The 26,224-nt window shown below is 66.4% G+C and carries 24 protein-coding genes; 9 read left to right on the top strand and 15 right to left on the bottom strand.

All coding sequences use genetic code 11. From position 1 onward, the window contains the following. Nucleotides 1-22: 22 nt before the first annotated feature. The 3 genes from C8C96_RS19785 to C8C96_RS19775 are packed head-to-tail and all read right to left on the bottom strand — an operon-like array spanning nt 23 to nt 2,899. Nucleotides 23-673 (bottom strand): ABC transporter ATP-binding protein, encoded by a 651-nt coding sequence (locus tag C8C96_RS19785; protein WP_121943385.1) that lies wholly within the window; start codon nt 671-673, stop codon nt 23-25. Beyond that, nucleotides 670-1,671: a tRNA (adenosine(37)-N6)-dimethylallyltransferase MiaA gene (gene miaA / locus C8C96_RS19780; RefSeq protein WP_121943384.1), complete on the bottom strand. Its 1,002-nt coding sequence runs from the start codon at nt 1,669-1,671 to the stop codon at nt 670-672. The genes C8C96_RS19785 and miaA overlap by 4 nt, the downstream gene beginning before the upstream one ends. Continuing rightward, on the bottom strand, nt 1,658-2,899 hold the full coding sequence (locus tag C8C96_RS19775) for a multidrug effflux MFS transporter (RefSeq protein ID WP_121943383.1): 1,242 nt from the start codon (nt 2,897-2,899) through the stop codon (nt 1,658-1,660). Before C8C96_RS19775 ends, miaA begins: the two co-directional genes overlap by 14 nt. A 249-nt stretch (nt 2,900-3,148) precedes the next feature. Here C8C96_RS19775 and C8C96_RS19770 point away from each other — a divergent pair, with 249 nt between their 5' ends. Continuing rightward, nucleotides 3,149-4,531 carry a serine hydrolase gene (locus C8C96_RS19770; RefSeq protein WP_199737502.1) on the top strand — a complete coding sequence of 461 codons (1,383 nt, stop codon included), beginning with the start codon at nt 3,149-3,151 and terminating at the stop codon, nt 4,529-4,531. Between the two features lie 37 nt (nt 4,532-4,568). Here C8C96_RS19770 and C8C96_RS19765 read toward each other — a convergent pair whose 3' ends face one another. From C8C96_RS19765 to gdhA, 3 genes are all read right to left on the bottom strand, one after another. Further along, nucleotides 4,569-5,402 carry an alpha/beta hydrolase gene (locus tag C8C96_RS19765; RefSeq protein ID WP_121943382.1) on the bottom strand — a complete coding sequence of 278 codons (834 nt, stop codon included), beginning with the start codon at nt 5,400-5,402 and terminating at the stop codon, nt 4,569-4,571. Between the two features lie 124 nt (nt 5,403-5,526). Beyond that, nucleotides 5,527-6,660 (bottom strand): PilT/PilU family type 4a pilus ATPase, encoded by a 1,134-nt coding sequence (locus C8C96_RS19760; protein ID WP_121944103.1) that lies wholly within the window; start codon nt 6,658-6,660, stop codon nt 5,527-5,529. 152 nt (nt 6,661-6,812) lie between these two features. Then, nucleotides 6,813-8,156 (bottom strand): NADP-specific glutamate dehydrogenase, encoded by a 1,344-nt coding sequence (gene gdhA, locus C8C96_RS19755; protein ID WP_121943381.1) that lies wholly within the window; start codon nt 8,154-8,156, stop codon nt 6,813-6,815. Nucleotides 8,157-8,432: 276 nt separating this feature from the next. Between gdhA and C8C96_RS19750 the strand changes: the two genes are divergently transcribed. Further along, on the top strand, nt 8,433-9,596 hold the full coding sequence (locus tag C8C96_RS19750; protein ID WP_121943380.1) for a glycerophosphodiester phosphodiesterase: 1,164 nt from the start codon (nt 8,433-8,435) through the stop codon (nt 9,594-9,596). A gap of 120 nt (nt 9,597-9,716) precedes the next feature. Here C8C96_RS19750 and C8C96_RS24685 read toward each other — a convergent pair whose 3' ends face one another. Next, complete coding sequence (locus tag C8C96_RS24685; protein ID WP_147455696.1) at nt 9,717-9,968, bottom strand: hypothetical protein; 252 nt, start codon at nt 9,966-9,968, stop codon at nt 9,717-9,719. A 66-nt stretch (nt 9,969-10,034) separates the two neighbouring features. On the opposite strand from C8C96_RS24685, the gene C8C96_RS19745 reads away from it, so the two are divergent. Continuing rightward, nucleotides 10,035-11,909, top strand: coding sequence for a glycosyltransferase family 39 protein (locus tag C8C96_RS19745; protein ID WP_121943379.1), 1,875 nt, complete (start codon nt 10,035-10,037; stop codon nt 11,907-11,909). Between the two features lie 90 nt (nt 11,910-11,999). Here the strand turns inward: C8C96_RS19745 and C8C96_RS19740 are convergent, their stop codons facing one another. Together C8C96_RS19740 and mutL are read right to left on the bottom strand one after the other, a co-directional pair. Continuing rightward, nucleotides 12,000-12,686: a hypothetical protein gene (locus C8C96_RS19740; protein ID WP_121943378.1), complete on the bottom strand. Its 687-nt coding sequence runs from the start codon at nt 12,684-12,686 to the stop codon at nt 12,000-12,002. Between the two features lie 67 nt (nt 12,687-12,753). Then, nucleotides 12,754-14,841, bottom strand: coding sequence for a DNA mismatch repair endonuclease MutL (gene mutL, locus C8C96_RS19735; protein ID WP_199737501.1), 2,088 nt, complete (start codon nt 14,839-14,841; stop codon nt 12,754-12,756). Nucleotides 14,842-14,949: 108 nt separating this feature from the next. On the opposite strand from mutL, the gene C8C96_RS19730 reads away from it, so the two are divergent. Next, entirely contained in the window at nt 14,950-15,597 is a 648-nt protein-coding gene (locus tag C8C96_RS19730; RefSeq protein ID WP_056061629.1) for a DedA family protein, read from the top strand. A gap of 113 nt (nt 15,598-15,710) precedes the next feature. On the opposite strand, the gene C8C96_RS19725 is transcribed toward C8C96_RS19730, so the two are convergent. Then, the gene (locus C8C96_RS19725; protein WP_121943377.1) at nt 15,711-15,950 is read right to left on the bottom strand and encodes a glycine zipper 2TM domain-containing protein; all 240 of its coding nucleotides are present in this window, start codon (nt 15,948-15,950) and stop codon (nt 15,711-15,713) included. 246 nt (nt 15,951-16,196) lie between these two features. On the opposite strand from C8C96_RS19725, the gene C8C96_RS19720 reads away from it, so the two are divergent. Next, complete coding sequence (locus C8C96_RS19720) at nt 16,197-17,777, top strand: methyl-accepting chemotaxis protein (protein WP_121943376.1); 1,581 nt, start codon at nt 16,197-16,199, stop codon at nt 17,775-17,777. Nucleotides 17,778-17,857: 80 nt separating this feature from the next. Here C8C96_RS19720 and C8C96_RS19715 read toward each other — a convergent pair whose 3' ends face one another. The 3 genes from C8C96_RS19715 to tsaE all read right to left on the bottom strand — a co-directional run bounded on the left by C8C96_RS19715 (nt 17,858) and on the right by tsaE (nt 20,295). After that, nucleotides 17,858-18,199 (bottom strand): cupin domain-containing protein, encoded by a 342-nt coding sequence (locus C8C96_RS19715; RefSeq protein ID WP_121943375.1) that lies wholly within the window; start codon nt 18,197-18,199, stop codon nt 17,858-17,860. A gap of 119 nt (nt 18,200-18,318) precedes the next feature. Beyond that, nucleotides 18,319-19,758 carry an N-acetylmuramoyl-L-alanine amidase gene (locus tag C8C96_RS19710; protein WP_056743447.1) on the bottom strand — a complete coding sequence of 480 codons (1,440 nt, stop codon included), beginning with the start codon at nt 19,756-19,758 and terminating at the stop codon, nt 18,319-18,321. Nucleotides 19,759-19,764: 6 nt separating this feature from the next. Beyond that, a complete protein-coding gene (tsaE, locus tag C8C96_RS19705; protein ID WP_099729757.1) occupies nt 19,765-20,295 on the bottom strand; it encodes a tRNA (adenosine(37)-N6)-threonylcarbamoyltransferase complex ATPase subunit type 1 TsaE in 531 nt (176 codons plus the stop codon). 12 nt (nt 20,296-20,307) lie between these two features. Here tsaE and queG point away from each other — a divergent pair, with 12 nt between their 5' ends. Next, nucleotides 20,308-21,357, top strand: coding sequence for a tRNA epoxyqueuosine(34) reductase QueG (gene queG, locus C8C96_RS19700; protein WP_121943374.1), 1,050 nt, complete (start codon nt 20,308-20,310; stop codon nt 21,355-21,357). 90 nt (nt 21,358-21,447) lie between these two features. On the opposite strand, the gene C8C96_RS19695 is transcribed toward queG, so the two are convergent. Together C8C96_RS19695 and C8C96_RS19690 are read right to left on the bottom strand one after the other, a co-directional pair. Further along, nucleotides 21,448-22,095 carry a GDSL-type esterase/lipase family protein gene (locus C8C96_RS19695; RefSeq protein WP_121943373.1) on the bottom strand — a complete coding sequence of 216 codons (648 nt, stop codon included), beginning with the start codon at nt 22,093-22,095 and terminating at the stop codon, nt 21,448-21,450. Further along, nucleotides 22,092-22,997, bottom strand: coding sequence for an AEC family transporter (locus C8C96_RS19690; RefSeq protein ID WP_121943372.1), 906 nt, complete (start codon nt 22,995-22,997; stop codon nt 22,092-22,094). Before C8C96_RS19690 ends, C8C96_RS19695 begins: the two co-directional genes overlap by 4 nt. Nucleotides 22,998-23,184: 187 nt before the next feature. Between C8C96_RS19690 and C8C96_RS19685 the strand changes: the two genes are divergently transcribed. From C8C96_RS19685 to C8C96_RS19675, 3 genes are all read left to right on the top strand, one after another. After that, nucleotides 23,185-24,150 (top strand): tripartite tricarboxylate transporter substrate binding protein BugE, encoded by a 966-nt coding sequence (locus C8C96_RS19685; RefSeq protein ID WP_056743439.1) that lies wholly within the window; start codon nt 23,185-23,187, stop codon nt 24,148-24,150. A gap of 88 nt (nt 24,151-24,238) precedes the next feature. Then, complete coding sequence (xerD, locus tag C8C96_RS19680; RefSeq protein ID WP_121944101.1) at nt 24,239-25,138, top strand: site-specific tyrosine recombinase XerD; 900 nt, start codon at nt 24,239-24,241, stop codon at nt 25,136-25,138. Nucleotides 25,139-25,213: 75 nt separating this feature from the next. Beyond that, the gene (locus C8C96_RS19675; RefSeq protein ID WP_121943371.1) at nt 25,214-26,176 is read left to right on the top strand and encodes a tripartite tricarboxylate transporter substrate binding protein; all 963 of its coding nucleotides are present in this window, start codon (nt 25,214-25,216) and stop codon (nt 26,174-26,176) included. The last annotated feature ends 48 nt before the right edge of the window (nt 26,177-26,224 follow it).

Raw genomic sequence — 26,224 nt, 5'->3', positions numbered from 1 at the left:
CTTCGCTGAAGTTCGGGTTTGCCTAGGCGGCGATGCCGCTGGCAGTGAGGCGCAGCACCCGGTCGGCCCGCGCCGCAGCAGCGTCGGAATGGGTGACCAGTACCAGCGATGCGCCGTGCTCGCGTGTCTGCGCCAGCAGCAGGTCCATCACGCGCGTGGCGGTGGTGGGATCGAGGTTGCCGGTGGGCTCGTCGGCCAGCAGCAGGGCGGGGCGGTGCACCAGCGCGCGGGCGATGGCCACACGCTGCAGCTGCCCGCCGCTGAGCTGCTGAGGCAGCCGTGCGCCCAGACCTTCCAGGCCCACGGCGGCCAGCATGTGCTGCACCCGGGCCGCGTCGGTTTGGCCCAGCAGCATCAGCGGCAGTGCCACATTCTGTGCCACGTCCAGGTGCGGCAGCACGTGGAAGGCCTGGAACACAAAGCCCACATGCGCACGGCGCCACAGCGCACGGGCGGTGTCGTCGAGCTGGCCCAGGTCGGTGGTGCCGTGGGTGATGCTGCCGGTGTCCCAGGTATCCAGCCCCGCCAGGCAGTTGAGCAGGGTGGACTTGCCCACGCCCGAATCGCCCACGATGGCCACAAACTCGCCGGGTGCCACGGCGAACTGCACGTTGGCGAACACCGGCGTGCTGCCGTAGTGCTTGCCCAGGTTCTCCACATGCAGCAGCGTCATGGCGTGGGCTGCTCCAGGCGTTGCAGCACGGCCTGCACCAGCGTGGCCACGGCATGGGGCTGGTCGCAGGCGATGGCGTGGCGCTGCGGCATGCTGCGCAGCCAGGTGATCTGGCGCTTGGCCAGTTGCCGTGTGGCGGCAATGCCGCGTTCGCGCAGGAAGGCCGTGTTCAACGGCGTGCCAGCGGGGCGGCTGGCCTGGAAGTCGAGTTCTTCCCACACCTGCCGGTAGCCCACGCAGCGCATGGAGGGCAGGTCGGGGTGCAGGTCGCCGCGCGCGCGCAGGGCCGCCACCTCGTCGATGAAGCCACCAGCCAGCATGGCGTCAAAACGCTGGGCGATGCGCTCATGCAGCCAGGCTCGGTTCTCGGGTTCCAAGGAAAAAAGCGCGCTAGCGCCGGTGTTATTTGTGTTGCCTGCTACCTTTTTGATAGTGTGAAAGCTCGACAACGGCTGGCCCGAGAGATGCCACACCTCCAGTGCACGTTGAATGCGCTGGCTGTCGCCGGGGGCCAGGCGCGCGGCCGTCACTGGGTCCACACGCGCCAGCTCGGCATGCAGGGCAGGCCAGCCCTGCTCGGCCGCCTGGGCTTCGATCTTGGCGCGCACCTCGGGGTCGGCGGCGGGCATGTCGTCAATGCCATCAAACAGGGCCTTGAAGTACAGCATGGTGCCGCCCACCAGCAGGGGCAGTGCGCCGCGCGCGCGGATCTCGGCGATGAGCCGGGTGGCGTCCTGCACAAACTCGGCGGCACTGTAGGCCTGCAGCGGATCGCGGATGTCGATGAGGTGGTGCGGCACGGCGGCGCGCTCGTCGGGCGTGGGCTTGGCGGTGCCAATGTCCATGCCCCGGTACACCAGGGCCGAGTCCACGCTGATGATCTCGACCGGCCGGCCCTGTTTGCCCAGCACGGCGGCCAGCGCCAGCGCGCCGGCGGTCTTGCCCGACGCCGTGGGGCCCGCCAGGGCGATGGTAGGTAGAGTGTCAGGCGTGCTCACGGGGCGCTCCAAACTTCTGCACCAGCGTCCACGAGATCACGGCCAGCACCACCGACCAGAACCAGATCCCGTTGACCAGCGGCCACACCGTGCCATCGAGCCGCAGCCCCAGCCAGCCGCCAATGGCAAAGGCCGCCAGCATCATCATGAAACCGTTCAGGGCCGATGCGACGCCTGCCGCCTTGGGGAAAGGCCCTACGGCGCCACTTTGCCCGCAGGGCTGGTGGATGCCGTGCGCCACCATGAACAGGTAGAACGGCAGCGTCAGTGCCCAGGGGTGGTGCCAGCCCATCCAGGCCACCAGCGCCATCAGCGTGCCGCCGCTGGCGCTCAAGGCCCCGGCAATGGCCACCGTGCGCTGCAGGCCAAACCGTGCCAGCAGAGCGCGGCACACGAAGGTGCCTGCGAAGTAGGCCACGCAGGCAGACGCCATGACCCAGCCATACATGGTGCGCGTGAGGCCCAGCACGTCGATGTAGACGAACGAGGACGACGCCAGAAAGGTGAACAGCCCGCCATAGGTGGCCGTGGTCTGCAGCGAAAACGCCCAGAAGGTGGGGCTGCGCAACACCTGTTGCCAGGTGCCCACCAGCGCACGGGGCTGCAGCGCTTGGGGGTTGCGGTGGGCCAGGGTCTCGGGCAAGCGCAAGGCCACCAGCGCCAGCGTGACCACGGCGTACACCGTGAGTGCCAGCAGTGCAGCACGCCAGCCCAGCCATTCGCTCAGCAGGCCACCCATGGGCGCGCAGATGCAGGCCACGATACCCAGCCCAGTAAGCGCCTTGGACATGGCGCGGGCGCCCTCCAGCGGGGTGTACAGGTCGCGCACGATGGCGCGCGCGCACATCACCACGGCCCCCATGGCAGCACCCTGGGCGATGCGCCACAGAATGAGCAGGCCCATGGTCGGTGCAAAGGCACTGCCCAGCGAGGCCACGGTGTAGATGGTCAGGCCCGCCAGCAGGATGGGGCGGCGGCCAAAGCGGTCAGACAGAGGGCCCCACACCATCTGCGAACAACCAAACGCCAGCAGCAGCCCGCTGAGCGTGAGCTGCGCCGCCGCCATGGGCGCACCCAGGCTGCGGGTGAGAGCGGGCAGCGCGGGCAGGTACAGGTCGGTGGTGACGGGCTGGATGGACAGCAACAGGGCCAGTACCAGAATGGCCAGGCCGGGTTGGACAGAGGCAGGGGCGGCCGCAGACGCTGCGGTGGCGGAGGGGGCAGACATATCTGTCTGAGCGTACCAGAAGGGGTGGGCGCGCTGCAGGCAGGGCGGTGGACCCACGCGGTGAGAACTTGCGCAAATTTATGTATGACAAAGGTCGCGCGGGTGACATCCTGCCTTGCGCGGGGCGCAGCACCATGGTGGGGCGGTGGCTGGCAGCCCGTCATGCCTTGGACGCTGTTCTGAGGGACGCTTCGCCCGGATGCTGCACCAAGCAACACAACACAACATAACACCACAAGGAGACAAGCCATGCACAAGACTCACAGCGCCTCTGCGGCGCAAACCGCTCACCCTGCGCATCCTGCGCAGCCCCGGCGTTCTGGCGAATTCCCCGCCGCGCTGTGGCGGGCAGCCTGCGCTGCGGCGGCATTGGGTGTGGCCTTTGCGGCCCCAGCCCAGGCGCAGGCCCCGGCGCTACCGGCGCCCGAGACCGTGACGCTGGACACGCTGGGCTACATGAGCACCTTCCCACCCGAAGGGGCGCAGCGTGTGGACCTGAGCAACTCGTACAAATACCCGCAGCTGCGCTGGGCCGTGCAGCACCTGCGCGAGCTGCAGCCCACGCGCAATATCCGCCGGGGCGCGGCGGCACCATCTGCGTTGCCGGCCGACCCGCGACCATTGGGCGCAGTGGCATTCGATGACGACAAGGGCCAGCCCATCACGGTGGACCAATGGTTCACCCGCACCTACACCGATGCGCTGGTGGTGATGCACAAGGGCCGCGTGGTGTACGAGCGCTACGACAACCAGATGAAGCCCTACTCGCCGCATCTGCTGTTCTCGGTCACCAAGTCGTTCACCGGGCTCATGGCGGCGCAGCTGGCGCACGACGGCAAGATCGACCCCGAGGCACTGGTGACCAAATACGTACCCGAGCTGGCGGAGTCTGCATGGGGCGACATGAAGGTGCGCGATGTGATGGACATGACGGGCGCCGTGCGTTTCCGCGAGGTCTACACCGACCCCACCACCGAGATATTTGGCTACAGCTGGTCCAGCGGTCTGCTGCCCCGTCCGCCGGGCTACCAGGGGCCGACCAATGTGTACGACTTCCTCAAGACGCTCAAGAAGGAAGGCGAACATGGCGCCGGTTTTGTGTACCGCACCGTGCATTCGGAGGTGCTGGGCTGGATCGTGTCGCGCGCTACCGGCAAACACTGGGCCGAGCTCATGAGCGACAACATCTGGCAAAAGCTGGGCACCGAGGAAGACGCCCATGTGATGGTGGACAGCGTGGGCACGCCGCTGCAGGGCGCAGGCCTCAACGCCACGGCACGCGACCTGGCGCGGTTTGGCGAGATGCTGCGCCTGGGCGGCAGCTTCAACGGCCAGAAGATTTTTGACAAGGCCGTGATCGACGACACCGCCAAGGGCGGCGACCGAGAGAAGTTCAAGGTGGGTGGCATGGCCTTTCGGCCGGGCTACAGCTACCGCAACCAGTGGTGGGTGCTGCACAACTCTGATGGGGCTTATGAGGCCGCCGGCATCCACGGCCAGTTCATCCATGTGAACCCGGCTGCCGAGATGGTGGTGATCAAACTGTCGTCGCACCCCGTGGCGGGGGCAGGCTTTACCCACCCGCTCACCCTCAAGGCCTGGGCGGCACTGGCGCAGGCGGTGCGCCGCTGAGACAGCGCGGCAGAGACGTCGCGGCGAGCCGCTGCGCTTACTTCAGGTGAAACAACGAGGCCACGGCCTCGCGGTATTGTCGTTGGCCCACAGAGTTGGTGTTGTGGTGCGAGCCACCCTCTACCAGCACAAACTGCTTGGGCTCCCGCGCTGCCTCATACAACTGGCGGCCCAGCGCGGGGCGGATCAGGCTGTCGTCGCTGCCATGCACCACCAGCAGCGGCGAGCCGATCTCGGCCACCTTGCGGATGGATTCGAACCGCTGCGTGATAAGGGGCGACACCGGCAGCCAGCCCCACTTGAAGGTGCTGACCACGTCGGGGATGCTGGTGAAGGTGCCTTCGACGATGGTGCCCTTTTCATCCGGTACCTGGCGCGCCAGGTCGATCGCGATGGCGCCGCCCAGCGAGTGGCCGAAGATGTAGCGCGGCTTGTCCGGGTGCTGCTCGGCCAGCCAGTTCCAGGCAGCGCGGGCGTCCTCGGCGGCGGTGGCCTCGGACGGCAGGCCTGCGCTGCTGCGCCCAAAGCCTCGGTAGTCGATGGCAAGCACCGAAAAGCCCAGCTCCTGCATGCGCCGGATGCGGCCTGACGAGCCCGCCACGTTCCAGCGCGCGCCGTGCAGGTACAGCAGCACCGGCGCGCTGGCCTGGGTGTGGGGCAGCCACAGCCCGTGCAGGCGCTCAGCCTTGCCGCTGGCGTCGGAGGCGAACTCGATCCACACATCCTGCATGCCTTCGGTGGACGGCGCGCCGCCCCAGCTGCGGTCGCTGGGCTGGAAGATCCATTCGCGCTGCTTGGCGTCAAGGGTGGCGCAACCCACGCTCACGGCCACCACCAGCCCCAGGGATGCAAGAAGAGGAATTCGTTTCATCGTCCGACTGATTCTGGCGCAGGTACAAAAGTTCGGTGAGGATCAAGCACGGGAGCCGGTGGCTTGCAGTGGTAGAGCAGACGATACCCCTGGCGCCGTCCCGGCGCCGGCGCCAGCACGCCGTTCACGACAGCCGCGAGGCCGACTGCATGGGCGAGGAGGTATCGATGGAAAGCTCTCCTGCATCCTGCGTGGTCACGCCGGCCGCCAGGCGCACACGCAGCGCCAGGTCGGTGCGCGAGTCCGCGTTGTGCAGGGCCTCGTCCAGCGAGATGCGGCCGTCGGTGTAGAGCTGGTACAGCGCCTGGTCAAAGGTGCACATGCCGATCTCGGTGCTGTGGCCCATGGCCTCCTTGATGCCCGAAAACTCGCCCTTGGCGATCAGGTCGGCGATGTAGGGCGAGTTGAGCATCACCTCCACCGCAGGCACCAGCTTTTCGTGCAGGCCGGGGATCAGGCGCTGAGAGATCACGCCGGCCAGGTTCAGGCTCAGGTCCATCAGCAGCTGGTGGTGGGCGTCTTCGGGGAAGAAATTGATGACCCGCTCCATGGCCTGGTTGGCGTTGTTGGCGTGCAGGGTGGACAGGCACAGGTGGCCGGTCTCGGCATAGGCAATGGCCTGCTTCATGGTGTTGCGGTCGCGGATCTCGCCGATCATGATCACGTCCGGCGCCTCGCGCAGCGCATTCTTCAGGGCCTCTTCGTACGACTGCGTGTCGATGCCCACCTCGCGCTGGTCCACCACCGAGCGCTTGTGCGCGTGCAAAAACTCCAGCGGGTCTTCGATGGTGAGGATGTGGCCCGTCACGCTCTCGTTACGGTAGTTGATCATCGACGCCAGCGTGGTCGATTTGCCCGAGCCGGTGGCGCCGGTCACCAGCACCAGGCCGCGCTTGCGCAGCACCAGCTTTTCCAGCACCGGGGGCAGGCCCAGCGCGGCCAACGGCGGGATCTTGTTCTTGATGTAGCGCACCACCATGCCGGTTTCGCCGCGCTGCACGAACACGTTGACCCGAAAGCGCCCCAGGTTCTCGGCCGAGATCGACAGGTTCATCTCCTGCTTGGCCTCGAACTCGCCGATCTGCTTTTCGTTCATCACCGCGTAGGCCAGCTGCTTGACCTGACCGGGCAACAAGGCGGGCATCTTCAACGGGTGCGTGACCCCTTCGATCTTGAGATTGACCGGCGCACCGACACTGAAAAAGAGGTCCGAGCCTCCCTTTTCGACCATGACGTTCAAGAAGCTGAAGATTTCCACGGCGGACTCCCGAAAGTGTGCGTATTGGTTTTCAAGTGCAGCATAGCCTGCACTGCGCTGCGCGCCAAAAACAAAGGGGCCGAAGCCCCAGTGATTTGCTGTGTGAACAGGCTGTTGGAACGCAAACACGTTCCAAGGCCTGGCCCTTCCCCTTACACCACGCCCTGCGCCAGCATGGCGTCGGCCACCTTCACAAAGCCGGCGATGTTGGCGCCGTCGATGTAGCTCACGCTGCCATCGGCGCGCTTGCCGTAGTGCAGGCAGGCTGCGTGGATGCCCTGCATGATCTGCAGCAGTCGGGTGTCCACCTCCTCGCGGGGCCAGGACAGGCGGGCGGCGTTCTGGCTCATCTCCAGGCCGGATGTGGCCACGCCGCCTGCGTTGCTGGCCTTGCCGGGGGCGTACAGCACGCCTGCGGCCTCAAAGGCCTTGGCGGCCTCGATGGTCGAGGGCATGTTGGCGCCCTCGGCCACGCAGAGCACGCCGTTCTGGATCAACGTTTTCGCGTCGTTCTCGTCCAGCTCGTTTTGCGTGGCGCAGGGCAGGGCCACGTCCACCTTCACATGCCAGGGGCGGACACCGGCTTCAAACTTCACACCCGTGCGGGCGGCGTAGTCGCTCACGCGGCCGTAGAGGTGGTTCTTCACATCCATCAGGATGGCGAGCTTTTCGGGGGTGAAGCCATCCTCGTCCACCACGGTGCCGCTGGAGTCCGACACCGTCACCACCTTGGCGCTCAGCTCCATCGCCTTTTGCACGGCGTATTGCGCCACGTTGCCCGAGCCGGACACCGACACGCGCAGGCCGTCGAACGAACGGCCTCGGGTTTTGAGCATTTCCTGCGCAAAGTACACCGTGCCGTAGCCTGTGGCTTCAGGGCGGATCAGCGAGCCGCCGAACGACAGGCCCTTGCCGGTGAACACGCTGGCCGCGTTGTTGGCCAGCTTTTTGTACATGCCCGCCATGAAACCCACCTCGCGTCCGCCCACGCCGATGTCGCCGGCGGGCACATCGGTGTCGGGGCCCACATGGCGGTACAGCTCGGTCACGAACGCCTGGCAAAAGCGCATGACTTCGCCAGGGCTCTTGCCCTTGGGGTCGAAGTCGGAACCGCCCTTGCCACCACCCATGGGCAGCGTGGTCAGTGCGTTCTTGAAGGTCTGCTCAAACGCCAGGAACTTGAGCACCGACAGGTTGACCGACGGATGAAAACGCAGGCCGCCTTTGTACGGGCCGATCGCCATGCTGTGCTGGATGCGGTAGCCCCGGTTGACCTGCACGCCGCCATGGTCGTCCACCCAGGACACGCGGAACATCACGATGCGCTCGGGCTCCACCAGCCGCTCCAGCAGGCCGTGCTCGGCATAGCGCGGGTGCTGCGCAATGAACGGCCAGAGGCTTTCCATCACTTCGGTGACGGCTTGCAGGAATTCCGGCTGGCCGGGGTTGCGGAGCGCCACGTGGGAAAGGAAGCTCTCGGCGGTCGCGTGTTTCATGGTTCAAAAGGCTTTCAGCATCAAAAGGTCAACAACGTCAAAGATCGCTAACGCACCGGTTTGGCGCACTGCAACATCGAATTATGTTCAAAAGTTATACGTTCATGCCGATGCCTATGCACAATGGTGGGGAATGTGGCCGAGATATTCGCCACATATTGGTGCGGTTGGTGTGTGGTGCGGCCGTCATGCGTTTGCAAAACGGACGTCATGGTCTTGTCACATGCCGACCCCACAGTTCGGCGGTTCTACCAACAACATAGCGAGGAGAAGAGCATGCACATCACTGGTGTGAAATGGGGAGCGCTGGCCATGGTGGCCACGCTGGCAGCCTGCGGCGGCAGCGACAACTATCCGTACCCCACCCTGAACGGCGACAAGCCCCTGGTGATCGGCCACCGGGGCACGGCGGGCTACCGGCCCGACCACACGCTGGAGGGCTACAAGCTGGCCATCGACATGGGCGCCGACTTCATCGAGCCCGACCTGGTCGCCACCAAGGACGGTGTGCTGGTTGCCCGCCATGAGCCCAACATCACGGGCACCACGGATGTCTCCACCCGCGCCGAGTTTGCGGGCCGCAAGACCAAGAAGGTTGTCGATGGCGTAGAGGAGGAAGGCTGGTTTGTCACCGACTTCACCCTGGCCGAACTCAAGACCCTGCGCGCCATCCAGCCTCTGTCGGACCGCGACCAGTCGTACAACGGCAAGTTCCAGATCCCCACCTTTGAAGAAGTGCTGGACCTGGCCAAGACCGAAGGCGCCAAGGCCGGCCGCACCGTGGGCGTATACCCCGAGACCAAGCACCCCACCTACCACGTCAAGCAAGGCCTGCCGCTGGAAGACCGTCTGCTGGCCATCCTGGCCAAGTACGGCTACACCTCCAAGAGCTCGCCCGTCATCATCCAGTCGTTCGAGGTTTCCAACCTCAAGTACCTGCGCACCAAGACCCAGGTGCGCCTGGTGCAGCTGGTGGACGCAGACGATGTGAACCCCGATGGCACCATGTCGCTGGTGGCACCGTACGACAAGCCCTATGACTTTGCCGTGGCCGGTGACTCGCGCACCTTCGCCAGCCTGCTGACTCCCGCAGGCCTCAAGGAAGTCAAGACCTATGCCGACGGCATTGGCCCCTGGAAGCCGTACCTGATCCCCTCCAAACAAGTGGATGCGAACAAGGACGGCAAGGCCGACGACCTGAATGGCGACGGCAAGATCGACGAGCGTGACCGCGTGATGATGGCGCCCACCGACGTGGTGAAGAACGCCCACGCCGAAGGCCTGTTCGTGCACGCCTACACCTTCCGCAACGAAGCCAAGCGCCTGGCATCGGACTTCAAGGGTGATCCCAAGGCCGAGTACAAGCTGTTCTTCAACCTGGGTGTGGACGGCGTGTTCAGCGACTTTGCCGACACCGCCAAGGCTGCGCGGGATCAGTGACACCCTCGCCCGGGGGGGCGCACCGTCCGGCTGCAATCCCCAAGAGCTACCCGCAGGAAAGCGCCGAGAGGCGCTTTCTTTTATGGACGGCGAAAGAATGAAAAAGCCGGTACCTGAAATCTACGCAATATGAGGCACCGCTTTTTCAAAGATGAAGATCACTTTTTCCTTGTTTTTCAGAATCGGCCGCGTCTCGTAAGCGAGGCGGTACAGGGGCTTGCTCCTGGAGAACATGTCCACCATGCCCTCCATGGTCGTGCATAAGACCGATGCTGCGGCAGGGGGCTGGCGCTCTCGCCGAGTTTTGCGTTGTATTCTTCCCGATTTGGCGCGCCTTATGCGGAACTTCGCATTTTCAGGTTGTTCGCCCATATTTCCGCCAGCGCGTTCCCGGCACGTCAGCTGCGGTGCCAGCCTACCAAGTCGATTTTCTCTTCCATGACCGCACCCTCTGCCTCCTCCCCGGTGCAGCGCGCACAGCCCTGCGACTGGTTGGCCGTGCTGCTGTTGCTGGGATTTGGTTTCCTGCAGCTGTACTACTGCGACCTCACTTTCCATGGCCCCGACCAGATTCGCGACGTGGACACAGTGCGCCAGTGGTTGCACCGCGGCCAGTGGCCCCAGAGCAGCACCCCGTTCAACGGTCGGTTTTTTCTTCCCCCGGGGTTTTATTACCTGCTGGGCCTGCCCATGCTGGTGGTGGACAGCGAGGTCAGCATCTTTGCCGCCTTCGGGGTCTTCAACGTGGCCTGCATCGGCTGGGCATGGACCATGCTCCGCACGCACCTGGGAAGCCGCGTTGCGCTGGCCTATGTAGCGCTGTGCATGCCCATCTTTGGCAGCGTATACACCCACAGTGCCTGGAATCCGGCGCTGGTGATGGGGCTGTCCAGCCTGGTACTGGCGCTGTGGGTACGTGCCTTGCACCGGCCGGACACAGGTTGGTTTGCGCTGGTGCTGGCGATGTTCGTACTGCTGCAGGTTCACCCCTCGGCGGCTTTGCTGGCGGTGGTCATGGGACTGTTTGCCGTGATTCATCCAGCCGTGCTGCGCCAGCGAGGCACTTGGGCTGGCATTGGCGTGGTGCTGGTCCTGACGGCCTGGTGGGCGTTGTGGGCCAAGCCGTGGAAGATCGAGCGTGTGGTAGTGGCACCGCCGCCACCGTCCGAGGCGGGCTGGACGGCGCTCGCTGGCCGGCTGCTGAGTCCGGGCAAATGGTGGGATGCACTGGCCATGCCCTACCACATGGTCGCGGGCATTGAGCCTGCCTTGCCCATGGTGGCCGCCGCCGCCGCTGTGCTGCTGGGAGTGTTGCTGGTGGGAGTGTTGCTGGGGCTGGTTCGGGCCGCCCGGTCTTCCTCCATACGCTGGGTGGCTGCGGCGGTACTGGTGTGGTGGGGTATGGCCATGCTGCTGCTGCCCTTTGGCGCGTTCTGGTACCTGGACGTGATCCAGCCCTGGATGGCTTTGTTGGCGGCCTACGGCTGGGCTGGCGCCAGTGCGCGCTGGGCTCGCAGCGCGGCGGCCTGGCTTGCGGTGATGGCCGCCGTTGGCGCTATGGCGTTGGGCGGGCAATGGGCGCTGTACCGGCAGTTTGAGGCGCTGGGCAAGCTGGACCTCGGGGCCAACGTGTCGTTCTTTCCGCGCATCGGGGGGCCACAACGCTGGGCGCCATCCTTCAGCTTCAGGTACCTGCGCGCCATGCAGGACTATGTGGAATCCGAAGCCCTTTGTCAGAGCCAGCTTCGGGGCCTGTACTGGATGCTGGTGCGCGATATGACGAACCGCCAGTTCGACGCCAGGTGCCAGGTCGCTGCGGGGGGCGCCTTGGCCACGCAATATCTGATCGAACCCAAGGCTCAGGCGGTGCCGACCGCATTCACCCAGGGGCTTGTGCCCGTGGCTGCGCTGCCCGGTGCGGCGGTGTATGCCTTTGCGCCGCTGTCCGTGCGCGTCAACGGCCGCGAAGGTGGCAATGTCTTTACCGACGAACGGTTGGACTACATGACGTTTTTGCCAGCCACGCACCGAGAGGGTATTGCGCTGCAGATCAGCGCGCCGGGGCCTTCCGTGCTCCGCGTGGCCCTGCGATGCACCGACGAGACGGTGCTACCCCCGCCGGAGGGCTGGTCCTTGTTGCAGGCCAGCTCCAGTGTGCCGCCGCGCGCCGAGCACTTCAGGTACATGGGCAGCAACTACTACACGCTGGAGTGGTCCTTGCTGCCGGCGCGGCCAGGTGCTTCCATTACCGTGGCGACGCCTCCGGTAGCGCTGCAATGCGACGTGTCCGCAGCGGCGCGCGCCTTGCCCTGAGCGGCTTGTCCCCCTGCTCTTTGCCGGTGGGGGCAAGAGGATGCTGGGCGGGGCGGCAGTAGCTGCGGTTTTATGCGGCGCTGCGTCGGGTCAGAATCCCAGCGCAAACCCCAGGCTCAACAAGGTGCGCCCTTGCTGGCGGCCCACGGTAGCGTCGAGCTGCTTGCCAGGCGTCCACTCCCACCGTGCACCCGTTTGAAAGGTAGGGGCGCTGCCCCGGGTGCCAAAGGCCTCCAGGTGCGGCGTGATGGCACCCCAGCTGCGTTCCACCGATGCGCCCCAGGTGCCGCGCCACGACTGGCCGCGCTCGCGCTGGCTGCCCAGGTTGGCGTTGACCACGCCCCAGGTCGCGGCGCATGTGCCGATGAGGTTGAGCGCCACCACGCTGCCCGCGCTTTGCCCGGTACTCTGGCGCCGGTGCTCGACACCGGCACTGCTGCCTGCGTTGCAGCCCTGCTCTTGCGCGGGGCTCCACAGCCATTTGGCCTGCACGCCTTGCAAGGTGTGGCGTTCGTTGCGGTCACGCGCCAGCACGGCGCCCAGCTCCAGTCCTGCCATGGGGGTGAAGGCAGGGGCCACGTACACCGTGCCGGGCTGGCCGCGCTGGCCCTCCCACCACACTTCGACGTGACCATGGCCCACCTCGTCAACGCCTGCATCGTCCACGGAAAGAGGGCGCCCGGCGTGGGCGGACCAGGCCACGCACAGGGTGGTGGTGGCTGCCAGCATGCGCGATGCGGTGGCGTGGGTGGTACGGTGGTAGCGGTGCCGGGTCATGGAGGGCGGTGGGCAATGGCTGGAGAAAAAGGCTCTGGCTATGTCGCGGGCGGGGAGGTGCCCGCCGCTACCGTCCGCGCAGGAACAGCGCATCCAGCTCCTTCATGCTCAGCTGCCGCCAGGTGGGGCGGCCGTGGTTGCACTGGTCGGAGCGGTCGGTGGTTTCCATCTGGCGCAGCAGGGCGTTCATCTCGTCGATGGTGAGCTTGCGGTTGGCCCGCACGGCACCGTGGCAGGCCATGGTGCCCAGGATTTCATTGCGGGCGCGTTGCACCACAGTGGTGGCGTCGTGGGCGGCCAGCTCGGCCAGCACGCTGCGGGCCAGCTCCACCGGGTCGCCCTGCGCCAACGTGGTGGGTACGGCGCGCACGGCCAGCGTCTTGGGCGAGAAGGGCACCACCTCCAGGCCCAGCGTGGCCAGCACGTCGGCAGACTCTTCGGCCGTGGCGACTTCCTGCGGCGTGGCGGCGAAGGTGGCGGGGATCAGCAAGGGTTGGCTGGCAATGCGCGCGCCGCTGTCCACCTGGGCCTTCAGGCGTTCGTAGACGATGCGCTCGTGGGCGGCATGCATGTCCACCACCACCATGCCCTGGGAGTTTTCGGCCAGGATGTACACGCCGTGCAACTGGGCCACGGCCTTGCCCAGGGGCCAGGCGGTTTGGTTGCCATCGCGGCCCACAGGCCAGGCCGTGGGTGGGTTGCTGGCCGAGGGCTCGGTGGGGGAGCCTGCAACCGGAGCGGCCGTCTGTGCGGACGGCGCACCGTCCCAGGGCGTGGCAGATGCATGGGATGCGGCAGGCGTTGCCAGTGCTGCGGGCGCATCTGACTGGGCCGAGGGCGCCCACAAACCGCCCACGGCCGCGCCTGATGCGGGGTCTGCCACGGGGCTGGTAGACCCCGCACTGCGCGGCCCCCACAGGGCCTGCAGGTCTTCCACACGGTGACCACGCTCTTCAAATTTGATAGCGGCTTGGGCATTCCACACCGGCGCTTGGGGCGTCTGGGGCTTGAAATGCTCCCCATCACCGGCTGCGGACGGTGTGGGTGCCGCCGCAGCCGCTACCAATGCGGCAGCCCGTGGCGCAGCCAGCGCGTTTTCCACCGCATGGCGCACGGCCTGGTGCACCTCGCGGCTGTCGCGAAAGCGCACCTCGATCTTGGTGGGGTGCACGTTCACGTCCACACGCGCCGGGTCGATCTCGACATACAGCGCATAAATGGGCTGCTTGTGCCCGTGCAGCACGTCCTCGTAGGCGCTGCGGGCGGCGTGCGTGAGGACCTTGTCACGCACGAAGCGGCCGTTGACGTAGCAATACTGGTGGTCGGGCCGCGAGCGCGCCGCGTCGGGCAGGCCTGCGCGGCCGGTGACGGTGACCGGGCCCACGCGGTGCTGCACGGCGACCGACTGGGTGACGAAGTCTTCGCCCAGCACGTCCGACAGGCGGCGGGCCAGCGCGTCATGGGCGTCCTGCGGATCACCCTGGCCCGGCACAAAGGTGGCGCGCCACTGCTCCACCAGCTTGCCTTCGTGCCAGATGGCAAAGCCCACGTCGGGCCGTGCCAGTGCGTGGCGGCGCACCGATTCAATGCAGTGCGCCAGCTCGGTGGCGTCGGTCTTCAAGAACTTGCGGCGCGCGGGGGTGGAGAAGAACAGTTCCTTCACCTCCACCGTGGTGCCGGTGCTGCGCGCGGCGGGGCGCAGCTCGCCACTGCGGGCGTCCAGCAAGAAGGCGCTGGCTTGCGCGGCCGGGCGGGAGAGCAGGGCCATCTCCGACACCGACGCAATCGCTGCCAGTGCCTCGCCCCGAAAGCCCATGGTGGCGACGGTCTCCAGGTCGTTCAGATTGGTGATCTTGCTGGTGGCGTGGCGGCGCAGGGCCACGGGCAGCTCTTCTTGAGGGATGCCGCCGCCATCGTCCTCCACGGTGATCAGCCGCACGCCACCGGCCGACAGGCGCACGGTGATCTGCGTGGCACCCGCATCGAGCGCGTTGTCCACCAGCTCGCGCACCACCGAAGCGGGGCGCTCCACCACTTCACCCGCAGCAATCTGGCTGATGAGTTCATCGGGCAGATCGCGGATGGGGCGGCGCGTGGCGGTGGGGGGGCTGGAGGCGGGCTGCGCCGCTGCGAGGAAGGGGGTGGTGTCGTTCACCCACCGGATTTTAGGGCGGGGGCTGCGCAGGGGTATCGGGCTGGGGTGGGGCGTGATGGGGATAATGCGCCCACCTTTTTTCCGCGCCGCGCCCGGGCCCGCCTTTTCATGGAACTTGTCACTTTTCTCATCGACTTCATCCTGCATGTGGACAAGTATCTGGAGGCGTTTGTGCAGGCCTATGGCATGTGGGTGTACGCCCTGCTGTTTGCCATTGTGTTTGTCGAGACAGGCCTGGTGGTGATGCCTTTTTTGCCGGGCGACTCGCTGCTGTTCATTGTGGGCGCGCTGTGTGGTGCCGGCATGATGAGCTTTCCGCTGGCGTGCGCGGTGCTGCTGGCGGCGGCCATCTTGGGCGACCAGTGCAACTACTCCATCGGCCGCTACTTTGGCCCCAAGGTGTTCCAGTGGGAGGATTCGCGCTGGTTCAACCGCCGGGCGTTCAACCAGGCGCATGAGTTTTACGAGCGCTACGGCGGCATCACCATCGTGATTGCGCGTTTCATGCCCTTCATCCGCACGTTTGCGCCCTTCGTGGCGGGCGTGGCGGAAATGAATCGCGCCAAGTTCACCGCCTACAACGTGGGCGGGGCGCTGCTGTGGGTGCTGGGCATTGCCACGGCCGGGTACTTCTTCGGCAACTTTGCGTGGGTCAAGGAGAACCTGGACAAGATCATCTGGGCGATGATTTTTGTGCCGGGCCTGATCGCCATCTTTGGCGCCTGGCGCGCCGGGCGCCAGGCCCGCACAGCCTGACAGGCAGCGAATTTGCTACAAATAAAAGAGCGGCAGGCGCATGATTTACATGCGCCTGCCGCTCTTTTTATGCCCAGATCATCTCTCTGGGCGGGGAGGGAAGTCCCAGAGGCTTAACGGCGGTAAGGGCGGCGTTGGTCGCGGTCTTCGCCCACTTCATGGCCGATGAGGGCGCCGGCAGCGGCACCGCCTATGGTGCCCACAGGGCCGCCGAAGATGGCGTTACCGGCAACGCCGCCGACCACGGCGCCGACGCCAGTGCCGACCTGGGCGTTGGTGGGGTTGGATGCACAACCACCCAGTGCCAGGGCCGCAGTGCAGGTAATCGCAAGAAGAATGTGACGGATGTTCATGGCGAGATTCCTTGATGGTTGTGGAGTCAGGCCGTTGACCCCAAAACCGCGGTAGCGGCTGAAGCTCGACCTGTGCTTCTACTGTGGCTGCCCGGCCGCGCGGTGGCTGTAGGCAGGCAAGGGTGCTGGGTGTAGGACAGGCGGCACAGGAGGAACTAAGGGTTTCCCTGCGCCTGTCGCTGTTGCCAACCGGGTTGCGCAGGCAGATCATTTCCTTGTCATACAAAACTTACACAAGGACACGCGATGACCCAGCACATCCAGCAAGTCGGCCGGGGCGGCGTGGGCACCCAGCTGACGGTGGCGCAGCAGATCGGGTTGATTGTGGGCGTGGCGGTGCTGGCGCTGGTGGTCGTCCTGGCGCTGAGCCTGGTGCGTGTGCAGCGCCTGGGGGCCACGGTGGATCAGCTGGCCACCGAGCAGGTAGAGCGGCTGCAACTGGCGCTGCGCTGGCGCAGCAACATCGCCGTCAATTCCACGCGTGTGTTCTCCATCGCTCAGACCGAGGGCGATGACCTCCAGAACTATTTCAAGGAGGCAGTGGCCGCCACCACCGCCGACACCAGCAAGGTGCAAAAGCGCTATACCGAGCTGGAAAACAGCCCGGAGGGCCTGCGCATCCAGGAAGAGCTGGCCACCATCCGCAAGTCGTACCTGGAGTCGCGCGACAAGTCGCTGGAGCTGAAAAAGGCGGGTGACATGGCCCAGGCGCGCGCCTATGCGCTGGGCACGTTTGCGCCAGTGCTGGACAAGTACAACGCCGTGGCCGACAAGATGGTGGATTACCAGGTGCGCCGCTCGGCCGAGCAGGCGGCCGAGGCGGCAGAGCTCATCCAGTCCTACCGCATGACCGTGCTGGTGGCGGGTGTGGCAGGGCTGGCGCTGCTGGTGGTGCTGTCGTGGGTGGTGGTGCAGCGCATCCGCCGCTCCCTGGGGGCGGTGAGCGCGGTGGCGCAGCGCATTGGCGAGGGTGACCTGTCCCAACCCATCGAGGTGCAAGGGCGTGGCGAGGTGGCCGAGATGATGCGTGCCATGCAGGGCATGCAGAGCTCGCTGGTGCGCATCGTGGGCGACGTGCGGCACAGCAGCGACAGCATTGCCACGGGCTCCAGCGAGATCGCGATGGGCAATGCCGACCTGAGCCAGCGCACCGAGGAACAGGCCAGCAACCTGGAGGAAACGGCTGCCTCCATGGAAGAGATCACCAGCACCGTGAAGAACAACGCCGACACCGCGCGCAAGGCGGCCACGCTGGCCGGCTCGGCATCGCAGGCTGCGGTCAAGGGCGGCGAGGTGGTGGGACAGGTGGTGACCACCATGCAGGACATCTCTGCCGCGTCCCGAAAAATCACCGACATCATCAGCGTGATTGATGGCATCGCGTTCCAGACCAACATCCTGGCGCTGAACGCGGCGGTGGAGGCCGCACGCGCCGGTGAACAGGGCCGTGGGTTTGCAGTGGTGGCCAGCGAGGTGCGCAGCCTGGCCCAGCGCAGCGCCGAGGCGGCCAAGGAGATCAAGGCCCTGATCAGTGCCAGTGTGGAGAAGGTGGAGAACGGCACCCAGCTGGTGAGCAACGCCGGGCAGAGCATGGAAGACATCGTCGCCCAGGTGCAGCGGGTGAGCGACCTGATTGGCGAAATCTCCAGCGCCACGGGCGAGCAGACCATCGGCATCAGCCAGGTGGGCGAGGCGGTGATGCAGCTGGACCAGGTCACCCAGCAGAATGCGGCCCTGGTGGAGCAGAGCGCTGCGGCGGCCGACAGCCTCAAGCACCAGGCGGCGCGGTTGTCAGAGATCGTGAGCGTGTTCCGGCTGGGGCGCTGACCGCGTTCAGTGCCGCACGGTCTTCACCCCCTCAGGCCTTCGGGGCCCGGAGTGCAAAGAAGCCAATAAGCCAAGAGGCCTCAGGTTTTCTCCGCAGGCTTGAGGCACATCGTCACCAGCAATGAGGCATGTTCTACCGCCTTGAGCGAATGCAGCGCGCGCGGTGCCAGGTGCACAAAGTCGCCGGGATGCAATTGCTGCACGCCCAGCTCGCTCGCAAACTCCACCACGCCCTCGATGCACTGCACGGTGGCCTCTCCGGGCGTCTGGTGTTCTTTCATGGATTTGCCCACGGGCAGGACCACCCGCATGACTTCGAGCTGGCCGGCTTTGAGGACGGCGGTGGTAACGGTGTCGGCCAGTCGTGCTCCCAGGGGACGCACGCTGACGATCTGACCAGATTGGGCGTGGGGCAGGGCCATGGCAGTTCTCCTTGCTGGCCAAGGCGCGGTGCGCGCCCGGCCGATGCAGGCTACTGTGCCTGCAGTTGGCAGTGCGCGCAAGGTGGGCTGGCCGTCCCGCGCGCGATGTCCCTGCCTGCCTACACCGACCGGCTGCGCGCCAGTGGCGGGTTCTTGGCAAAGTAGCGCGTGATGCCGCGCATCAGCGCGTCGGCCAGCTGCTCCTGGTAGGCGCTGCTGCGCAGGCGCTTTTCTTCTTCGGGGTTGCTGATGAAGGCGGTTTCGACCAGCACGCTCGGGATGTCGGGCGCCTTGAGCACGGCAAAGCCCGCCTGCTCCACGCGCGGCTTGTGCAGCTTGCCCACGTTGCCGATCTCCCCCAGCAGCACGGTGCCGAGCTTGAGGCTGTCGTTGATCTGCGCGGTGGTGCTCATGTCCAGCAGCGCGCGCTGCACATGCTGGTCCTTGGACTGCACGTTGATGCCGCCCACCAGGTCGGCTTGGTTCTCCTTGTTGGCCAGCCAGCGGGCGGCCGTGCTGGAGGCCCCGCCCTGGCTCAGCGCAAACACGCTGGCGCCACGGGCCTCGGGCGTGGTGAAGGCGTCGGCATGGATGGAGACGAACAGGTCGGCCTGCACGCGCCGGGCTTTTTGCACGCGGGTGCCCAGGGGCACAAAGTAGTCGCCGTCGCGCGTGAGGTAGGCGCGCATGGGGTTGCCACCCACGGTGGTGGCGTTGATGCGGTCGCGCAGCAGGTGGGCCACGCGCAGCACCACGTCTTTTTCGCGGGTGCCGGAGGGGCCGATGGCGCCGGGGTCTTCGCCCCCGTGGCCTGGGTCGAGTGCCACGATGATGATGCGGTCGGTCTCGGTGGCTGTGGGGCGGTTGCCAGGTCGTGAGGGCGCGGCAGGGGCGGCGCTGGGCGCGGGTGCTGCGGCCACCACGGGCGGTTGGGCTGTGGTGCCGGACTGCGCGGGGCCATTGGCGCGTTGCGCGATCAGGTCGCCCAGCGGGTCGTGCTCTGCGGCGCGGGCTGTGGCCGGTGCGGGCGATGGCGCAGGCGTGGCGGCCGGGCCGCTGGCATCGCGCAGGCGCTCGGCAATCAGTGCCTCCAGCGGGTCCACGGGCGCTGCGGGGTACAGGTCAAACACCAGCCGGTGGCGGTAGGCGGCGACGGGTGGCAGGGTGAACACCTGCGGCATGGCGGGCTGCTTGAGGTCCACCACCAGGCGCACTACACCCGGAGCGTTCTGGCCCACGCGGATGCCCGCGATGTTGGGGTCGTCAGGTTTGACCTTGGCCACCAGTTCGCGCAGCTCGGGGCTCAGGTCGATGCCCTCGATGTCCACCGCCAGGCGCGGCGGTGAGGTCACGAAGAACTGCTTGGCCACCAGCGCGCCATCGGACTCGATGGTCACCCGCGAGTATTCGGGTGCGGGCCAGACGCGCACGGCCACGATGGTGGCGCCGCGTGCAATCTGCTGTGCGCCCAGCAGCAGCACCAGACTGCTGGCGCGCAGCACGGCACGGCGCGATGGCTGGGAGGCGGCGTGGCGGTCGGGCAGGGTGGGTTCGTTCACGGTGTCTCAGAGAGCTTGCAGCAGGCTGCGCCCCGTGGCGGTGGGGGCATGCAGCGTGACCTTCCTTTCGGTGTCATCCATTGCTTCAATGTGGATAGCAAGGTCTGCAAGCGGGGTAAGCGCTGCGGCCTTTTCCGGCCATTCTGCCACCTTGAGACCGGGGTTGGCAAAAATGTCCCTGAAACCGGCGTCTTCCCACTCGCGCGGATCGTCAAAACGGTAGAAGTCGAAGTGCCAGATCGAGAGACCCGGCGCCTCGTGGGGCTCCACCACCGCGTAGGTGGGGCTCTTGATGCGGCCCTGCACGCCCAGCGCGCGCAGCAGGTGGCGCACCAGGGTGGTCTTGCCCGCGCCCAGGTCGCCGTGCAGGGTCACGAAGGCGTTGGCCAGCAGAGGCTGGGCGGCCAGGCGCTGGGCAAAGGCGGCGGTGTCTTCCTCGCTGTGCCAGGTGAAATGGCGCGTGGTTTCTGCAGGGGGGGTGGCCGCAGCATCGGTGCCGCTTTCTACAATCTGGCCGGTATGTGGTGCAACAGTCAACTCGTTCCTCAAATGCAGGAGTGGGCCCGCGAGCTGGGATTTTCCCAAATCGGCGTGGCGGGGGTGGACTTGTCTGCGGCCGAGCCGGGTCTTGCGGCCTGGCTGGCGCAGGGCTTCCATGGTGACATGCATTACATGGCATCCCACGGCATGAAGCGCGCGCGCCCGGCCGAACTGGTGCCCGGCACCGTGAGTGTGATCACGGCGCGCATGGATTATTTGCCGCGCGATACGGCCAGGGATGCGCCCGGGGGCTGGCAGGCGGCCGAACTCTCACGCCTGCAGCGCCCGCACGAGGGCATCGTCTCCGTCTACGCCCGGGGCCGGGACTACCACAAGGTGCTGCGCGCCCGGCTGCAAAAGCTCAGCGACCGCATCGCCGAGGCCATCGGCCCGTTTGGCCACCGCGTGTTCACCGACTCCGCGCCGGTGCTGGAGGCCGAGCTGGCCGCGCGCAGCGGCCAGGGCTGGCGCGGCAAGCACACGCTGGTGCTCAACCGCGAGGCGGGGTCCATGTTCTTTCTGGGCGAGATTTATGTGGACATGGCGCTGCCACCGAGCGAGCCCGTCACCCCGCACTGCGGCAGCTGCAGCGCGTGCATCGACATCTGCCCCACACAGGCCATCGTCGCGCCGCACCGCGTTGACGCGCGGCGCTGCATCTCGTACCTCACCATCGAACACGCCGGGCCCATCCCCGTGGAGCTGCGCCCGCTGATGGGCAACCGCATCTATGGCTGCGACGACTGCCAGCTGATTTGCCCCTGGAACAAGTTTGCGCAGGTCAGCCGCCTGCCCGACTTTGATGAGCGCAAGGGCCTGTTGGGCCAGCAGCTGGTGCACCTGTTTGCGTGGGACGAAGCCACCTTTTTGCGCATGACCGAGGGCGGCCCCATCCGCCGCATCGGCCATGAGCGCTGGCTGCGCAATGTGGCCGTGGCGCTGGGCAATGCGCTGCGTGCCACGGGCGATGGGGCCTTGCGCGCTGCGCTGCAGTCGCGGGCCGAGGATGCCAGCGCGCTGGTGCGGGAGCATGTGGCCTGGGCTCTGGACGCTGCTTGAGGGTGTTTTTGGAAGAAATAGCCTGGTAGCGCTAGTGCAATATGCCTTGGCAGCTATCAAAATAGGAGTGGTCGCCGTTGCTCCGGGTCCTCACTGCACCAGCAGCCCCGTCTGCCGCAAGGTGCCCACCAGCCCCTGGGCGAACTCCGCATATCCGGCAGCGTTGGCGTGGATCTGGTCCGACCGCAACCGCTCTTGCGCCAGCACGCTCGACCAGCCTTTGGCATGCAGCGGGATCTTCAGCTCTTCGGCAATCTCCTCGTACAGCGGGTGGTCGCTCAGGCGGCCGGCGGCGGCCATGAGCGACAGCTCCGGCACAGCCACCAGCAGCACCTGGGCGCCGCTGGCCCGTGCCTCGGTGCAGATGCGCAAGATGTTGGTGCGCGCGGTGGCAGCACTCTGGCGCCGCAAAAAGTCATTGCCGCCAATGCCCACGATGACCAGCGCGGGCTGGTGCTGTTGCAACAGGCCCGGCAGGCGCGCAAGCGCCTGGGCCGAGGTGTCGCCCGACACACCGCCGTTGACCACCTTCCAGCCCGTCAGGCGCGCCAGTTCGGCGGGGTAGGCGGTGTCGGCGGAGGCTCCCACGCCCGATGTGAGCGAGTCGCCCAGCGCCAGGACCGTGGCGCCTGCCGGGACGGCCTGGGCACGCGCAGGTTTGCGGCCGCAGGCGACCAGGCCAAAGACGGTGGCCAGGCTGGCGCCGAGCAGCCGCCTGCGGTTCAGACCCCGGCTCATCGCAGCACCCCCAGTGCAAACGGCAGGCTCACGATGCCCAGCAAGGTGGACAGCGTGACCAGCCCCGCCACATACGGCCCGTTGTAGCCCATGCGCGCCGCCAGCACATAGCAGGTCGATGCCGTGGGCAAGGCGGCAAACGCCAGCAGCACGGTGGTCTGCACGGCATCGAGCCCGAACATGCGGGCCATGCCAAACGCCACGAGCGGCTGCACCAGGTGGCGGATGGCCAGCACCGACACGCTCAGCGTCTTGCCTCGCGTGAGCAGACCAAACTGCAGCCCCGCGCCGGCCGCCATCAGGCCCAGCGCGAGCGACGCAGCGCTGATGCGGCTGACCGTGGGCACTGCCCATTCGGGGATCTGAAAGCCCAGCAGATTGGCCACCAGCCCCGAGGCGGTGGCGACGATCAGCGGGTTGCGCAACAGCTCGCGCGCAAAGCTGTGCTGCCCGTGCCGGGCCATGGGCCACACCGCAGCCACATTGAACAGCGGCACACACACGCCAATCAGCACCGCGATCATCAACAGGCCCTGGGTGCCTGCCAGCCGCTCGGCAATCGCCAGGCCAATGAAGGAGTTGAAGCGGAACGCCACCTGCGCGCTGGCCGCATGGTCGCGCACATCAATGTGCTTGCCCACCCAGGGCCAGTGCGGCAGGCTGTAGGCCAGAGCGATGCCGATCACGCCCGACAGCATGCCCGCCCCGATCAGCCCCGACGCGGCGCCAATATCCATTGGGCTTTTGACGATGGACTGGAACAGCAGCACCGGGAACAGCAGGTAGTACACCAGGCTCTCCACCGGCTGCCAGACCGAGCGGTTCAGGGCGGTGTACCGGCAGATCAGGTAGCCCAGGAAGATGAGTGAAAAGTCGGGGAGCAGGAGTTGGGCGTAGTTCACACACCGAGAATACTTGATGCATGGCAAGCCGCACGGGGGCTCCCGGCAGGCTGAATGGGGCAGGGGGACTACCCACCCCCACTTTGTTTCTAGGGTTAGCCCTTATGTGGAATCCGCAGGGCGGTTTGGCGTGCGTTGGGCATACCATCTGCGCTGTTTGTTGTTACCCCGCACGAAGGAGATTTCCATGCATCGTCGTCAATGGCTTGCGCTGACCGTACTGGCTGCCGCAGCTGGATCGGCTGCCGCACAAGGCTACCCCAACAAGGTGATCCGGCTGGTTGTGCCCTTTGCACCCGGTGGCACCACCGACATCATTGCGCGCGTGATCGCCGAGCCCCTGGGCCGCGTGCTTGGCCAAAGCGTGATCGTGGACAACAAGGCCGGTGGCGGCGGCATTGTGGGTGCGGCCGAACTCGCCCGCGCCACGGCCGACGGCTACACGCTGGGCGTGGCCACCGTGTCCACCACCGCAGCCAACCCCGCCATCAACCCCAAGACGCCGTACAACCCGCTGACGGACTTCTCGCCCATCATCAACATTGCGGCCACCCCCAACATCATTGCGGTGAACCCCAGCTTCCCGGCCAAGGACTACAAGGCGTTTGTGGCGGAACTCAAGAAGTCGCCTGGCAAGTATTCGTACTCGTCGTCTGGCACGGGCGGCATCGGCCACCTGCAGATGGAGCTGTACAAGAACCTCTCGGGCACCTTTGTGACCCACATCCCCTACCGCGGCGCGGGCCCGGCCCTGAACGACACCGTGGCCGGCCAGGTGCCCATGATTTTTGACAACCTGCCCTCGGCGCTGCCCTTCATCAAGGAAAACCGCCTGGTGCCCATCGTCGTCGCCGCGCCCCAGCGCGTAGCGGCCCTGCCCAACACGCCCACCTTCAAGGAACTGGGCCTGGAGCCGGTGAACCGCATGGCCTACTACGGCATCGTGGGCCCCAAGGGCCTGCCCAAGGATGTGGTGGACAAGATCAACGCCGGTGTGCGCAAGGCCCTGGAAGACCCGGCCGTGAAGAAGCGCATCGAAGACACGGGCTCGCTCGTGATCGGCAACACGCCCGAGCAGTTTGCCGAGCAGATCAAGGCCGAGTTCGCGGTCTACAAGGATGTGGTCGTCAAGCAGAAGCTGACGCTGGAATAAAAGCCACCGCCTCCGTCCCCAGCCGCCTTTGGGCGGCTTTTTTGTGCCTGTGGAGTCGAATGCCCGCGATGCATGCTATGGTTTTTGGATGCTTGCTCCCAGTCTGAACGCCATCGACACCTTTGTGGACGCCCTGTGGCTGGAAGACGGCCTGTCGCGCAACACGCTGGCCGCCTACCGGCGCGACCTGACGCTGTATGCGCAGTGGCTGGCCGACCAGCAGCCCGCCCTGGCGCTGGACGACACGGCCGAACACCACCTGCAGGCCTACTTTGCCGCCCGCCATGCGCAGACCCGCGCCACTTCGGCCAACCGGCGCCTCACGGTGTTGCGCCGCTACTTTCACTGGGCGCTGCGCGAGCGGCGCATCACCGCCGACCCCACGGTGCGGCTGCAGGCGGCGCGCCAGCCGCTGCGTGTGCCCAAGACCCTGTCGCAGGCGCAGGTGGAGACGCTGCTGAACGCGCCCGACCTGGGCAACCCCCTGGGCCTGCGCGACCGCACCATGCTGGAGCTGATGTACGCCAGCGGCCTGCGCGTGACCGAGCTGGTCACGCTCAAGACCTTCCAGGTCGGCCTGAACGAGGGCGTGCTGCGCGTGATGGGCAAGGGCAGCAAGGAGCGCCTGGTGCCGTTCGGCGAAGAGGCCCGTGCCTGGCTGGAGCGCTATCTGAACGAGGCCCGCAGCGCCATCCTGGGCGGGCAGCAGACGGACGACCTGTTCGTCACCCAGCGTGGCAGCGGCATGACGCGCGTGATGTTCTGGGTCATTGTGAAGAAGTGGGCGCAGGTGGCGGGCATCACGGTGCCGCTGTCGCCCCACACGCTGCGCCACGCGTTTGCCACGCACCTGCTCAACCACGGCGCCGACCTGCGCGTGGTGCAGCTGTTGCTGGGCCATGCGGATATCTCCACCACCACCATCTACACCCACGTGGCGCGCGAGCGGCTCAAGTCCCTGCACGCGCAGCATCACCCCCGTGGATAGCGTGCAACACCACACTGGCGCGGGCTGACCGGCGCGCCAGACCGGTTTTCCCACACCACAACAAGGAGACATTGCATGAAAAAACTCATCACCAGCGCACTGCTGCTGGGGGCTGCCACCCTGGCCATGGCGCAGGCCTGGCCCACAGCCAAGCCCATCCGCCTCATCGTGGGATACCCGCCGGGCGGCGGCATCGACTTTGCCGCGCGCACCGTGCAGGTGCCGCTGCAGGAGCTTCTCAAACAGCAGATCGTGGTGGACTACAAGCCCGGTGCTGGCGGCATGCTGGCGGCCACAGAGCTGACCCGGGCTGCGCCCGATGGCTATACGCTGCTCTTGGCCAATACCGGTCCATTCGCCATCGCACCCTACTTGCAGCGCAAGATGCCGTACGACCCGCTCAAGCAGTTCAGCTACATCGGCCAGATCAGTCAGGGCAGCTATATCGCGGTCACCCGTCCGGACCACCCGGCCAAGGACTTCAAGGAATGGGTGGTGTGGGCCAAGGCCAATGCAGGCAAGGTGAACTTTGCATCGGGCGGCGCGGGCACGTCCACCCACCTGAATGGCGAGCTGATGAACCAGGCGACGGGGCTGGATGTGACGCATGTACCCTACAAAGGCAGCGCCCCGGCTGTGCAGGACTTGATCGGTGGACAGACGCAGTTATTGATCGATGCGGGACCGGTGCTGCTGCCGCAGGTCAAGGGCGGCAAGCTCAAGGCGCTGGCAGTGACGGGCCCGCGCCGTGACCCGCAGTTGCCTGACGTGCCCACAGTGAGCGAACTGGGCCTTGGTGGCATGGAGTCTGTCGGCTTCCAGGGACTGGTGGGCCCCGCAGGGCTGCCCAAAGAGGTGGTGGACAAGCTGGCCGCCGAACTGGCCAAGGTGCTGGCGCAAGCGGAGGTAAAGGCCAAGTTTGCGTCCACAGGTTCGGAGGTACATTCTCTCGGGCCCACGGAATTCTTCAGTTTTCTGAAGGGCGAGAACGACAAGTGGGCCAAGCTGATCCGCGAGCGCAAGCTCGAACTGGATTGACGGGTGGACCGGACGGCCGCCCATCGAACTCTTCTCCATTGGCTCTCA

The organism is Acidovorax sp. 100, assembly GCF_003688355.1.
GTDB classification, from domain to species: Bacteria; Pseudomonadota; Gammaproteobacteria; order Burkholderiales; family Burkholderiaceae_C; genus Acidovorax; species Acidovorax delafieldii.
This window is presented reverse-complemented; position numbering and strand designations above follow the sequence as displayed.